Raw genomic sequence first — 13,554 nt, 5'->3', positions numbered from 1 at the left:
CAGGGGGTGAGGGCAGGGGCTGGCATACCACTGGCTGTACTTCGTAGGGACGCCCGCCCTCACCCCAACCCACTCCCGCAAGCGGGAGAGGGAGCAAGCAATCGGTCGTCGGAAGCCGTCGGGCGTGGCACATCTTGACACCCGCTGCGCTAGAATCAGCCCCCAATACCTGACGCTCCCGGAGTCACCGTGCTCGCCGAACAACGGCAGAAATACATCCTCGACCAACTGTCCGCCACCGGTGCGCTGGCCATCAGCGAACTGGTGACCGAGCTCGACGTCTCGCGCGAGACCATCCGCCGCGACCTCAACGCGCTGGCCGCGCGCGGCCTGCTGGTGCTGACCCACGGCGGCGCGCTGGCCTCGGACCGCACCGAGCCCGACACGCAGACCCGCGCCGCGGTCAATGCCGAAGGCAAGCGCGCCATCGGCGTGCGTGCGGCGGAGCTGGTGCGCGACGGCGCCTCGCTGATCCTGGACTACGGCACCACCACCCACGCGGTGGCGCAGTCGCTGCATGGCCACCACAACCTGCTGGTCTATACCAACGACCTTGCCATCGCCCAGCTGCTGGGCCGGCGCAACGGCAACCGGGTGATCTTGCTGGGCGGGGAGCTGCAGGACAACGAAGACGCCACGCACGGCTGGGACACCATCGAACAGCTGTCGCGCTACCACACCGACTTTGCCTTTGTCGGCATCGGCGGCGTCACGCCGCGCGGCGAGATCTGCGACTTCTCCCGCGCCGCGGCGGAGCTGCGCAGCCGCATGCTGCTGGCCGCCGACGTGGCCTGCGTGGTGGCTGACCATACCAAGTTCGGGCGCAATACCGGCGTGACCATCAAGCATTTCGACCTGGCTGCCTGGCTGATCACGGATATGGCGCCGGAGCCGGAGCTGGCCGCGGCGCTCAAGGAGCGGGGCGCCAAGCTGCTCATCGCCTGACGGCTCAGGGTGTCCCGCCCAGTTCGCTACCCAAGGCGGAGCTGTCCGCTGATCGCACGGAAATCCCCGCCTCATGCACTAAAATGCGGCTTTCACGCCGCTGTCACAGGTGTTTTGACTGTTGTGCGCCCCACGCTGGTGCTAAAGTGCTGCGTTGTCCGACAGGCACGGCCCGCCGTGAATGTGCAGACAACCGGAGGCCACCCACCTTCCATCGGCGCAACGCCAGACGGCACCACAGACCGGCACCAAGCCGGCAAGGCTGCCGGATCCAGCCACTCCAGCACAGCAGAGACATCCGTGAATTCTCCCTCCCTTGACGCATTCCTGGCGGGGGTTGCCCGCCGCGACCCTAATCAACCTGAATTCCTCCAGGCCGTGAAGGAAGTGATGATGACGCTCTGGCCCTTCGTCGAGCGCAATCCGCGCTACGCCGACCAGGCCCTGCTTGAGCGGCTGGTGGAGCCCGAGCGCGTGATCCAGTTCCGCGTGGCCTGGACCGACGACCAGAATCGCGTGCAGGTCAACCGCGCCTTCCGCGTGCAGCACAGCTCGGCCATCGGCCCGTTCAAGGGCGGCATGCGCTTCCACCCGACCGTGAACCTGTCGGTGCTGAAGTTCCTGGGCTTCGAGCAAACCTTCAAGAACGCGCTGACCACGCTGCCCATGGGCGGTGGCAAGGGCGGCTCGGACTTTGATCCCAAGGGCAAGTCCGACGGCGAAGTGATGCGCTTCTGTCAGGCGCTGGTGACCGAGCTGTACCGCCACCTGGGCCCGGATACCGACATCCCGGCCGGCGACATCGGAGTGGGCGCACGTGAAGTCGGCTTTATGGCCGGCATGATGAAGAAGCTGTCGAACCAGTCCGCCTGTGTCTTTACCGGCAAGGGCCTGGCCTACGGCGGCAGCCTGATGCGCCCGGAAGCGACCGGCTACGGCACGGTCTACTTTGCGCAGGAGATGCTGCACCGGCGCGGGCGCGCCTTCGACGGCCTGCGTGTGCTGATCTCCGGCTCGGGCAACGTGGCCCAGTACGCGGCCGAGAAGGCGATCGAGCTGGGCGCCACGGTGCTGACGCTGTCCGATTCCGGCGGCGTGCTGCACTACCCGCAAGGCATGACCACCGGGCAGCTGGCCGAAGTGATGGCCTTCAAGAATGAAGAGCGCGGCCGCCTGTCCGACTTTGCCGCCCGCCACGGCATGACCTTCGAAGCCGGCCGCACCCCGTGGCACGTACCCGCAGACGTGGCGCTGCCGTGCGCCACCCAGAACGAACTGGACGGCAATGACGCCGAGACCCTGCTCGGCAATGGCGTGATCTGCGTGGCCGAAGGCGCCAACATGCCGTCGACGCTGGAAGCCGTGGACCGCTTTGTCGATGCGAAGATCCTCTACGCCCCGGGCAAGGCCAGCAATGCCGGCGGCGTTGCCACTTCCGGCCTGGAAATGTCGCAGAACGCCATGCGCCTGTCCTGGCACCATGCCGAGGTCGACGAGAAGCTGCACGCGATCATGAAGGACATCCACCAGAACTGTATCCACCACGGGCAGAAGGCGGGTGGCTATATCAACTATGTGGAAGGCGCGAACATCGCTGGCTTCGTCAAGGTGGCCGACGCCATGCTGGCGCAAGGCGTGATCTGACCTGAAGTTCCAGCCGGCGCAATGCCGGCCGTTGCCGGGCGGGTGCAGGCACGCACCCGTCTGGCGCATCTCCCCCCGATTCCCCCAGGCAGTACCCACCTCGCAGCGCTGGGCAGCGCCCTCACGCCCGCCATTTCCCGCCACGGCCCGCCGCCCGACTGCATCTCCCGATTATTCGCAAATCGCGAACACTGTCCTCGGACTTTGCCACGTAGTCAGTGCATGGCGCCTTGCCTACTATGCACACACACCAAGCGAACGCCACTGGTGAATGAATATAGCGGTAGCAATCACTAACTTGCAGCCAGCCTATCCAGGCGCCCCTGACCGGAGATCATCATGACGAACCCCAAGCTCGAAGTCCTGACCCCGCAAAACAGCCAGCTGATCTTTATCGACCACCAGCCGCAGATGGCCTTCGGGGTGCAGTCGATGGACCGCCAGGCCCTGAAGAACAACACCGTTGGCCTGGCCAAGGCAGCCAAGATCTTCAATATCCCGACCACCATCACCACGGTGGAAACGGAGTCGTTCTCGGGCTTCACCTACCCGGAACTGCTGGATGTGTTCCCGGACCACAAGCTGCTGGAACGCACCTCGATGAACTCCTGGGACGACCAGAAGGTGCGTGACGCCCTCAAGGCCAACGGCCGCAAGAAGGTGGTGGTGTCCGGCCTCTGGACCGAGGTCTGCAACAACAGCTTTGCCCTTTGCGCCATGGCCGAAGGCGACTATGAGATCTACATGGTGGCCGATGCCTCCGGCGGCACCTCGAAGGAGGCCCACGACTACGCCATGCAGCGTATGGTCCAGGCCGGCGTGGTGCCGGTCACCTGGCAGCAGGTGCTGCTGGAATGGCAGCGCGACTGGGCCCACCGCGACACGTATGACGCGGTGATGAAACTGGTCAAGGAGCACTCGGGCGCCTACGGTATGGGGGTGGACTACGCCTACACCATGGTCCACAAGGCCGCGCAGCGCACTGCCACGCCGCATGAGGCACTGGCCGCCGTGCCTGCCCGCTGAGCCGGCACTGAACCAGCCGCAAGCCCACCCGATCCCTTGATTGCATCCAGGAGCCCCATCATGAGCACCATTACGACGCAGGACGGCACGCAGATCTTCTACAAGGACTGGGGCAGTGGCCAGCCCGTGGTCTTCTCCCACGGCTGGCCCCTCAATGCCGACGCGTGGGACGCGCAGATGCTGTTCCTGGTGCAGCAGGGGTTCCGGGTGATCGCTCATGACCGCCGCGGCCATGGCCGCTCGGACCAGCCGGCGCAGGGCAACGACATGGATACCTATGCCGATGACCTGGCGGCGCTGCTGGACGCGCTGGACCTGCGCGATGCCACGCTGGTGGGCCATTCCACCGGTGGCGGCGAGGTGGCGCACTACATCGGCCGCCATGGCACCGGCCGTGTCGCCAGGGCCGTGCTGATCGGCGCGGTGCCGCCGATCATGCTCAAGACCGCGGCCAACCCCGGCGGGCTGCCGATCGATGTGTTCGACGGCATCCGCAAGGGCGTGGCCGACAACCGCTCGCAGTTCTACCAGGACCTGGCGACGCCGTTCTTCGGCTTCAACCGCCCCGGCGCCAAGGTCTCGCAAGGCACCATCGATGCCTTCTGGGCGCAGGGCATGGCCGGCGGCATCGTGGGCCAGTACGCCTGCATCAGGGAATTCTCGGAAGTGGACTACACCGAGGACCTGAAGAAGTTCGACGTGCCCACGCTGATCCTGCATGGCGATGACGACCAGATCGTGCCCATCGACGCTTCGGCGAAGCGGTCGGTGGAACTGGTCAAGGGCGCGACCCTCAAGGTGTATCCGGGCGCTTCGCACGGCATGTGCGTGGTCAATGCCGACCAGGTCAACGCCGACCTGCTGGCCTTCCTGAAGGCCTGAGCCCGATGTCAGTCACCCGCCGGCAATTTATCGCTTCGGCCGCCGCGCTCGGCGCGGCGCCTTTCTCAGAGAGCTTCGCCATGTCGCCTGGCAGCCAACCCAGCCTCATCCTCGTCAACGGCAAGTTCGCCACGCTCGACAAGTCCAAGCCGCAGGCGGACGCCGTTGCGATCCGCGAGGGGCGCTTCGTTGCCGTCGGCACGCGCCAGGAAATCATGAAGCTGGCCGGCGCGCAGACCAAGGTGGTCGACCTGAATGGCCGGCGGGCCATTCCCGGGCTGATCGACAGCCATATGCATATCATCCGCGGCGGCCTGAACTACAACATGGAGCTGCGCTGGGACGGCGTGCGCTCGCTCGCCGACGCCATGCGCATGCTGAAGGAACAGGTCGCGCGCACGCCAGCGCCGCAATGGGTGCGGGTGGTGGGGGGCTTCACCGAGCACCAGTTCGCCGAGAAGCGGCTGCCCACCATCGAGGAATTGAATGCCGTGGCGCCCGACACCCCGGTCTTCATCCTGCACCTGTACGACCGTGCCATCCTGAACGGCGCCGCGCTGCGCGCGGTGGGCTACAACAAGGACACCCCGAACCCGCCCGGCGGCGAGATCGCGCGCGATGCGCGCGGCAATCCCACCGGCCTGCTGCTGGCCAGGCCCAACGCCACCATCCTCTACGCCACGCTGGCCAAGGGCCCGAAGCTGCCGCCTGAATACCAGAAGAACTCCACGCGACATTTCATGCGCGAGGTCAACCGGCTGGGTGTCACCGGCGTGATCGACGCCGGCGGTGGCTACCAGAACTACCCCGAGGACTACAGCATCATCGAGGAACTGCACCAGGCAGGGCAGCTCACGGTGCGCCTGGCCTACAACCTGTTCACGCAGAAGCCCAAGGAAGAGCTCAGCGACTTCAAGACCTGGGCCTCCAAGGTGAAGCCCGGCCAGGGCGACGACCTCTACCGCCACAATGGCGCCGGCGAGATGCTGGTCTATACCGCTGCCGACTTCGAGGACTTCCGCGTCGAGCGCCCCGAGATGGCGCCGTCGATGGAGGCCGACCTGGAGCCGGTGATCCGCCTGCTGGCCGAGAAGCGCTGGCCGTGGCGCCTGCATGCAACCTATGACCAGACCATCTCGCGCGCGCTGGACGTCTACGAGAAGGTCGCCAAAGAGGTCCCGTTCGACCGGCTGAACTGGTTCTTCGACCACGCCGAGACCATATCCGACCGCAATATCGACCGCATCGCCGCGCTCGGCGGCGGCATCGCGGTGCAACACCGGATGGCCTACCAGGGCGAGTACTTTGTCGAGCGCTATGGCGCGCGTGCTGCCGAGGCGACGCCGCCGGTGAAGAAGATGCTGGAGAAAGGCGTCAAGGTCGGCGCCGGCACCGATGCCACGCGCGTGGCCTCTTACAACCCGTGGGTCTCGCTGTACTGGCTGACCACCGGCAAGACCGTGGGCGGCATGTCGATGTACCCGCAGGCCAACCTGCTCGACCGCGAGACCGCGCTGCGGCTGTGGACCGAGGCCAATACCTGGTTCTCGTCCGAAACCGGCAAGAAGGGCCAGATCAAGGCGGGCCAGCTGGCCGACCTGGCGGTGCTGTCCGCGGACTACTTCAGCGTGCCAGGCGACGAGATCCAGGACATCACCTCGGTGCTGACCATCCTGGGCGGCGAGGTGGTCTATGGCGACGGCGACTTCGGCAAGCTTTCGCCCGCCATCCCGCCGGCGATGCCGGACTGGTCGCCTGCCCGCCACGGCAGCAAGTACCAGCCGCGCCCGCAAGCCCAAAAGCTGGCCTTGAACACGGCCTGCGGCTGTGCCAGTTCATGCGGCGTGCACGGCCATGCGCATGCCAGGGCCTGGACGGCCGGCGTGCCCACCTCGGACGAGAGTACGTTCTGGGGCGCGCTGGGTTGCTCATGCTGGGCGTTCTGATGCCGCTGCGTTGCCGATACCAGGAGACCCGACCATGACTGCCCATCCTATCCACCCCGCGGCCGGCGCAGCGACCACGCCCTCGGCCTGGCTGCGCTGGCTGGCGCTGCTGGCATTGTCCGCGCCCTACCTGCAGGGTGGACTGGTCAAGGCGGCTGACTTTGGTGCCGCCATCGCCGAGATGCAGCACTTCGGCCTGGCGCCGGCCGCGCCGCTGGCGGCGGCCGTGATCGTGCTGGAACTGGGCGCGGCCGCGCTGATGCTGAGCGGGCGGCTGCGGTGGCTGGGCGCGCTGGCGCTGGCCGTCTTCACCGTGCTGGCAACCTTTGTCGCCAACCGCTTCTGGCAGGCGCCGCCGGATGCGCGCTTCGGGCAGGCCAACGCCTTCTTCGAGCATATCGCGCTGGCCGGCGGCCTGTGCCTGGTGGCCTGGGAAGACCTGCGGCAACGCCGCGCGGCCAGGGGCCAGGCATGAGCCCGGCCGCCAAGCCCGCGCCGATCCCCGGTGCCGCCGCCCCGGCCGGCGGCAGCTTCGCGCCGCTGGCGCATGGCACCTTCGCCGTGCTGTGGGCGGCGACGGTGCTGGGCAATATCGGCAGCTTCATGCGCGATGTGGCCAGCGCCTGGCTGGCAACTGACCTGTCGGGCTCGCCCGCCGCTGTCGCCATGATCCAGGCGGCCGGCACGCTGCCGGTGTTCCTGCTGGCGATTCCCGCCGGCGTGCTGTCTGACATCCTCGACCGGCGCCGTTTCCTGATCGTGATCCAGGTGGGGCTGGCAATGGTCAGCGGTTCGCTGATGCTGCTGGCATGGCAGGACGGGCTGACCATCGAGCTGCTGATCGGCCTGGCTTTCCTGGGCGGCATCGGCACGGCGATGATGGGGCCGACCTGGCAGTCGATCGTGCCGGAGCTGGTGCCGGCCGGTGAACTGAAGCCGGCGGTCGCGCTGAACTCGCTGGGCGTCAATATCGCGCGCGCCATCGGGCCGGCCGCGGGCGGCCTGTTGCTGGCCGCATTCGGCGCGGCGGCAACCTATGGCGCGGACGTGGCCAGCTATCTGTTCGTGATTGCCGCGCTGCTGTGGTGGAAGCGCCCGGCACGCGCCGAAGACCCGCTGCGCGAGCATTTCTTCGGCGCTTTCCGCGCCGGCGTGCGCTTTGCACGGGCCCACAGCAAGCTGCATGTGGTGTTGCTGCGCGCGGCCTGCCACTTTGCGCTGGGCAGCAGCGTGTGGGCGCTGCTGCCGCTGGTGGCGCGCCAGATGCTGCACGGCGGCGCATCGCTGTACGGCATGCTGCTTGGCGCGGTCGGCGTGGGTGCGATCCTGGGCGCGCTGGCGATGCCGCGCCTGCAGAAGCGGCTGGACCTGGACCAGCTGATGCTGGCCGCGGCGCTCGCTACCGCGGCGGTGATGGCGGTGCTGTCGGTGGCGCCGCCGGCATGGGTCGCCATGCTGGCGCTGCTGCTGCTTGGCGCCGCGTGGATCCTGGCGCTGACCACGCTGGCCGGCACGGCCCAGGTGATCCTGCCCAACTGGGTGCGTGGCCGCGCGCTGGCGGTCTACCAGATGGTGTTCAACGGCGCCATGGCGCTGGGCAGCCTGGTGTGGGGCTTTGTCGCGCAGGGGCTGGGCACGCCGGCCGCGCTGATGATCGCCGCGGCCGCACTGTGCGTGGCCGGGGTTGTCATGCACCGCGTGAAGCTGCCGCGTGGCGAGGAAGACCTGGGCCCGGCCCGGCACTGGCCCGCGCCCGAAGCCGCCGAGGAGGTGGCGCATGACCGCGGCCCGGTGATGATCCTGATCGAATACCGCGTGCGCGCGGCCGACCGCCAGGGCTTCCTGCAAGCCATCCACAAGCTGTCCGAGGAACGGCTGCGCGACGGCGCCTTCAGCTGGGGCGTGATGGAGGACCCGGCCGATGCCGAGGCCTACACCGAGTGGTTCCTGGTCGAATCCTGGGCCGAGCACCTGCGCCAGCACGAACGCGTGCCGCACGCGGACGCAGACCTGCAGCGCGAGGTCGCGCGCTTCCACACCGGCGAAGGGCCGCCGCGGGTGCGGCACCTGCTGGCAGCGGGTCGGCCACTGGAATAAGCAAGCAATAGCGACGGCTTTCCGATCTGCCGCTGCGGAACTCTCCTCTCCCGCTTGCGGGAGAGGAGCAGGGGTGAGGGCAGGCCGTGGCGAACCGACACCCCCTTCAAGCAAGACCGCCACCTTGCCACCTGCGAATTCCCCGTCCCCAAGGACCCCCATGCACAACCAGCTGTTTGTCGACGGCCGCTTCGTCGACGCCCTCGACGGGGACACGCTCGACGTGGTCAATCCGCACGACGGCAGCCTGATCACGCGCGTGGCGGCGGGCGCGCAGCTCGATATCGACCGCGCCGTGGCCGCGGCGCGGCGCGCCTTTCCCGCATGGTCGCGCCTCTCCGCCGGCGAACGGGGCAGGATGCTGGCACGGCTGGCCGATGCCATCGAGGCCGACACGGACCTGGCCGAACTCGAAAGCGCCGACACCGGCCACCCCATCCGCGATGCGCGCGGCCTCGACGTGCCGCGCACCGCGGCGTGCTTCCGATACTTCGCGGGCATGGCCGACAAGATCGAAGGCACCGTGGTGCCGGTCGAATCCGGTTTTCTCAACTACGTGCAACGGGCCCCGGTCGGCGTGGTGGGGCAGATCGTGCCGTGGAACTTCCCGCTGATGTTCACCGGCTGGAAGCTGGGGCCGGCACTGGCGGCGGGCAATACGGTGGTGCTCAAGCCGTCGGAGCTGACGCCGCTGTCCGCGCTGCGCGTGGCGGCGCTGGCGGCCGAGGCCGGCTTTCCGCCGGGGGTGGTCAACGTGGTGCCTGGCTTCGGCAATGTAGCCGGGCAGCGGCTGGCCAACCATCCCGACGTCGACAAGATCGCCTTCACGGGATCCACTGCCACCGGGCGGCGCATCGTCGAGGCCTCGCGCGGCAACCTCAAGCGCATCCAGCTTGAGCTGGGCGGCAAGGGCGCCAACATCGTCTTTGCCGATGCCGACCTGGATGCCGCGGTGGCGGGCGCGGCCTGGGCCAGCTTCCACAACCAGGGCCAGGCCTGCATCGCCGGCTCGCGGCTGCTGCTGCATGAGGACATCGCCGATGCCTTCCTCGCGCGCTTCGTGGCGCTGGCGCAATCGATCCGCGTGGGGGATCCGTCCGATCCCGCCACCGAGATGGGGCCGCTGACCTCGGCCGCCCATCGCGACCGCGTGCTGGAGTATGTGGAGCTTGCACAGGCCCAGGGCGGCACCTTGCTGGCCGGCGGCAAGGCGCCCGCCGACCCGAGCCTGCGCAATGGCTTCTATGTCGAGCCCACCGTGGTCGCTGCGCGCCCGCAGGACCGCATCGCCCAGGAAGAGGTCTTCGGCCCGGTCGTCACGGTGCTGCGCTTTGCCAGCGACGAGCAGGCGCTGGCCATCGCCAACGCCACGCAATACGGGCTGGGCAACGGGCTATGGACGCGCGACCTGGCCCGCGCGCACCGCCTCGCGCGCGATATCCGCGGTGGCATGTGCTGGGTCAACTGCTACAAGCGCGTCCATCCGGGCAGCCCCTTCGGCGGCGTGGGTGAATCCGGCTACGGGCGCGACATGGGGTTCGAGGCGATGCACGGCTACACCGAGTCGCGCTCGGTATGGATCAATGTGGATGCCGGCATTGCGCCGCACTTTGCGCGCTGAAGCCAGCGCGGCACCACCAATCATTTCAGGGAGAACGAAATGAAGCTCTATCTGGTATCACTGGCCGTCGGCATCCTGGTCGGCATCATCTATGCCCTGTTGCAGGTGCGCTCACCGGCGCCGCCGGTGGTGGCGCTGATCGGCTTGCTGGGCATGCTGATCGGCGAGCAAGTGGTGCCGCCCGTCAAGCGCCTGCTGGCGGGCGAGCCGGTCACGGTGGCCTGGTTCCGTGGCGAGTGCGTGCCGAAGATCACCGGCGCACCGGCGGCGCCGACGGCGGCGGCACGCCCGGCTGCGGAAGCAGCACGGGACGAGCCGCAGGCGCACTAGGCATTGCTCTAGCCCAGCGCCAGCGTGCGTTGCCGCGCCAGTTCCGCCCAGCGCGCCGCTTCGGAAGCGACCAGCGCATTCATCGCCTCGCGTCCGCTGGCCACGACCTCGAAGCCATTGTCGTACAGGCGCTGCGTTACGGCCGGTTCGCGCAGCGTCTGGCTGACTGCGGCGGCCAGGCGGTCGAGCTGCGCCGCCGGCGTGCCGGCCGGCGCGATCATGCCGACCCAGGAGTAGGTGACCAGACCCGGCCAGGTGTCGGCCAGCGTGGGTACCGTCGGCAGATGCGGATTGCGCGCAGAAGAGCTGACCGCCAGCGCCCGCAGCTTGCCGGCCTGCAGTTGCGCCAGCACCAGCGGCAGGCTGGCAAACATCGAATCGACATGGCCGCCCAGCAGGTCTTTCAGTGCCGGGGCGCCGCCGCGGAACGGCACGTGCAGGCCATGGGTGCCGGCGGCATGGTGGAACCATTCGGCGGTCAGGTGGTTGGAGCTGCCGACACCCACGGAGGCATAAGACACCTCGCGCGATTGTCGGCACGCCCGCACATAGTCCTGCAGCGTGCGCCACGGCGACGCGGCCGGCACCGCCAGCGCCATTGGCGCGCGCACCATATACGACACGCCGGTGAGGTCACGCCCGGCGCGGTAAGGCAGGTTCGGGTAGGCCAGCGGCTCGGTCGCATACGAGTCATAGACCAGGCCGATGGTGTGGCCGTCAGCCTTGCTGCGCGCCACGATGCCCGTGCCGATGGTGCCGCCGGCGCCGTCGTGGTTCTCGATCACAACGGTCTGGCCGAGCCGCCGTCCAAGCCCCAGATGGACTTCGCGCGCGGTCTTGTCGACCACGCCGCCTGGCGCAAATGGCACAACCAGCACCAGCGGGCCGTTGCTGCGCGCCTGTGCGCCGGCGCGGCCGGCCAGCAGCACGGCCGCGGCGCCGCCCAGCACCAGCCGGCGGCGATGCAATGCTCGGATCTGCATGACGGATCTGCCCCTCGTTCGCTATGATTGCCGTCGAGCTGCCTTCTGATCGCGGCTGGAATGGCGCCGCGCGTCAACGTTGTGCAACCAACCGCGGCAAGTTGCCGGGCGCTCCCATCGGCCCGGCGAGCGCCAGATGGTAGCACTGCCGCGTGTCAATATCGATCCCTTCGCCCCGGGTTTGCCATGGACCGTTTTCTCAGTATCGAAGCCTTCGTCAGGGTCGCGGACACCCTCAGCTTTGCCGAGGCTGCGCGCCAGCTTGGCGTGACCAATTCCGTCGTCAGCCATCGCGTCCAGCAGCTTGAGAAGTACATCAACGCACCGCTGTTCCATCGCAGCACGCGGCACGTGCGCCTGTCGGAAGTGGGCGAGACCTACTACCGTCAATGCGCCGACGTGGTCGCCAACCTGGCCGACCTGACCGACCAGATGCGCGACCTGCGTGCCACTCCGGCCGGGCGCCTGCGCATCCAGGTGCTGCCCGGATTTGCCATCCGGCACTTCGCCGACATCCTGGCCGGCTTCAGCCAGCAGTATCCGGATATCGAACTGGATATCGTCGTCAACGACCGCGTCATCGATCCGATCGAAGAAGGCTTCGACGTGGCCTTCCAGATCTTCGCGCCCCAGAACGACTCGCTGATCGCGCGGCGCCTGTTCACGCTGCGCCGCATCTTCTGCGTGGCGCCGGCGTTCATCGAACGCTGGGGCAAGCCGGAGCGGCCGGCGGACCTGGTCTGCAGCAAGGTGGCGCTGTACTCCGCCTACCCGACCCGCAACAAGTGGACGTTCTCGCGCGATGCCGAATCGGTCGAGATCGACCTGGCCCCGCGCATGCGCACCAACTCCGTCCACCTGCTGCGCGACTACGCGGTCAGCGGCGCCGCCGTGGTCTGCCTGCCCACGCTGGTCGCCAGCGAAGACCTGCTGGCCGGCCGGCTGGTGCCGGTGCTGCACGACTATTCGCTGTCATCGTTCGAGTTCGCCGCCGTGTACCCGGCCACGCAGCGGCAGGCGCTGAAGGTGCGGGTGCTGGTGGACTACCTGGCGGAAAGCCTGCAGGGCGAGCCGCCGTGGGATGTGCCGTTGATGGAGAGGGGATGGGTGCGGTGAGGGAGCGGCAAGTCAATGCGACAGGATTTCACTACCGCGGACAGATGTCGGGAAACACCAATAGCCCTTGGGACGATGAAGAACAGGCGGCGATGGCGCCAATTGTCCCGACAGTGAATCTCGTCCCAGTATGCCAGGCTCGGTCCCGTAGATCAGGGGTGAGTTGGTGCCATGGGCAATCGCGCCACCAACCGCACCACATCGGCGATGCGCCAGCGGCGGAGTCGCAGCATTCATTTCTGTTGCCGACAGATGGTTGATATAACGCCCGGAAACGGTATCCGCCCGCTCGATTTCTTCAAACGTGAGCGCCTTGGCCAATGCGCCGCAGCACACGCTGGCCAGCGCAAGCATGGCCGCAGTCTTCCCTGCGTCGTGCATTGGTGTTCTCCTTGAAGTCAAAGGTGGTTACTGCGAATGTTCTCTTTCGGAGCGCAATGGGCTAGCGCTATCGGTCGATCGCCAGCACAAGCGCGCTCGCCGTCGCCACGATACGTCTCAGGTTAGTCGCGGCTTTCGGGGCATGGTGTCTGTAGATTCCTACGGTTGACGTGAATTAGGCCTTTTCGGGTACTGAAACGTCTTCCAGATCAATGGAATTTTCCGGTTGCGTTCGGTACGGTGATCGTGCCCGCTACCTGTCCTCCGGTACCGCCTGGACCATTCAGGGTGCATCGATGCTGCCGCGCCGCCGGAGGAAGCCTGACGGCCGGCACCTGGCCTCGCGCATGCGCACTTTGCTTTGGCCCTGGCGGGGGTCGGGCTCGGCGTTCGTCCTGTCGATCCGGCATTGGAGTAACGACACCCATATGCTCACCAACAGTCCGCCGAACGTTTGAAAGTAGGCCAGCCCCAGTTTGCCGTGTAGCAGCAACGCCAGAATTGCGAAGTTTGCCAGGAAGATGCCAGACAGCGCGCCGATGAGCGCCTTATAGCCATTTGATTACACACAAGTCAGTCACCC

At 67.4% G+C, this 13,554-nt stretch carries 12 protein-coding genes; 10 read left to right on the top strand and 2 right to left on the bottom strand.

The features are described from left to right. Window positions 1-189 precede the first annotated feature (189 nt). The 9 genes from CF68_RS17065 to CF68_RS17025 all read left to right on the top strand — a co-directional run bounded on the left by CF68_RS17065 (window position 190) and on the right by CF68_RS17025 (window position 10,491). Window positions 190-945: a DeoR/GlpR family DNA-binding transcription regulator gene (locus tag CF68_RS17065; protein WP_035820866.1), complete on the top strand. Its 756-nt coding sequence runs from the start codon at window positions 190-192 to the stop codon at window positions 943-945. Between the two features lie 300 nt (window positions 946-1,245). Further along, window positions 1,246-2,589, top strand: coding sequence for an NADP-specific glutamate dehydrogenase (gene gdhA / locus CF68_RS17060; RefSeq protein ID WP_035820865.1), 1,344 nt, complete (start codon window positions 1,246-1,248; stop codon window positions 2,587-2,589). A 339-nt stretch (window positions 2,590-2,928) separates the two neighbouring features. Further along, window positions 2,929-3,615, top strand: a complete 687-nt coding sequence (locus tag CF68_RS17055; protein WP_010812814.1) for a hydrolase — start codon at window positions 2,929-2,931, stop codon at window positions 3,613-3,615. 60 nt (window positions 3,616-3,675) lie between these two features. After that, window positions 3,676-4,497: an alpha/beta fold hydrolase gene (locus CF68_RS17050; RefSeq protein ID WP_035820864.1), complete on the top strand. Its 822-nt coding sequence runs from the start codon at window positions 3,676-3,678 to the stop codon at window positions 4,495-4,497. A 5-nt stretch (window positions 4,498-4,502) separates the two neighbouring features. After that, window positions 4,503-6,443 (top strand): amidohydrolase, encoded by a 1,941-nt coding sequence (locus CF68_RS17045; protein WP_035820862.1) that lies wholly within the window; start codon window positions 4,503-4,505, stop codon window positions 6,441-6,443. Between the two features lie 34 nt (window positions 6,444-6,477). Beyond that, on the top strand, window positions 6,478-6,918 hold the full coding sequence (locus CF68_RS17040; RefSeq protein ID WP_051591561.1) for a DoxX family protein: 441 nt from the start codon (window positions 6,478-6,480) through the stop codon (window positions 6,916-6,918). Then, window positions 6,915-8,540 carry an MFS transporter gene (locus CF68_RS17035; RefSeq protein WP_035820860.1) on the top strand — a complete coding sequence of 542 codons (1,626 nt, stop codon included), beginning with the start codon at window positions 6,915-6,917 and terminating at the stop codon, window positions 8,538-8,540. The genes CF68_RS17040 and CF68_RS17035 overlap by 4 nt, the downstream gene beginning before the upstream one ends. A gap of 160 nt (window positions 8,541-8,700) precedes the next feature. After that, window positions 8,701-10,161 (top strand): aldehyde dehydrogenase family protein, encoded by a 1,461-nt coding sequence (locus tag CF68_RS17030; RefSeq protein ID WP_035820856.1) that lies wholly within the window; start codon window positions 8,701-8,703, stop codon window positions 10,159-10,161. Between the two features lie 39 nt (window positions 10,162-10,200). Next, complete coding sequence (locus CF68_RS17025; protein WP_035820853.1) at window positions 10,201-10,491, top strand: XapX domain-containing protein; 291 nt, start codon at window positions 10,201-10,203, stop codon at window positions 10,489-10,491. 8 nt (window positions 10,492-10,499) lie between these two features. Here the strand turns inward: CF68_RS17025 and CF68_RS17020 are convergent, their stop codons facing one another. After that, on the bottom strand, window positions 10,500-11,474 hold the full coding sequence (locus CF68_RS17020; RefSeq protein WP_035820851.1) for a tripartite tricarboxylate transporter substrate-binding protein: 975 nt from the start codon (window positions 11,472-11,474) through the stop codon (window positions 10,500-10,502). A 186-nt stretch (window positions 11,475-11,660) separates the two neighbouring features. Here CF68_RS17020 and CF68_RS17015 point away from each other — a divergent pair, with 186 nt between their 5' ends. Beyond that, window positions 11,661-12,590, top strand: coding sequence for a LysR family transcriptional regulator (locus CF68_RS17015; protein ID WP_035820849.1), 930 nt, complete (start codon window positions 11,661-11,663; stop codon window positions 12,588-12,590). A 12-nt stretch (window positions 12,591-12,602) separates the two neighbouring features. On the opposite strand, the gene CF68_RS37095 is transcribed toward CF68_RS17015, so the two are convergent. Continuing rightward, window positions 12,603-12,971, bottom strand: a complete 369-nt coding sequence (locus tag CF68_RS37095; RefSeq protein ID WP_152548503.1) for a hypothetical protein — start codon at window positions 12,969-12,971, stop codon at window positions 12,603-12,605. Between the last annotated feature and the right edge of the window lie 583 nt (window positions 12,972-13,554).

This window comes from Cupriavidus sp. SK-4, assembly GCF_000611125.1.
Classification (GTDB): Bacteria; Pseudomonadota; Gammaproteobacteria; order Burkholderiales; family Burkholderiaceae; genus Cupriavidus; species Cupriavidus necator.
This window is presented reverse-complemented; position numbering and strand designations above follow the sequence as displayed.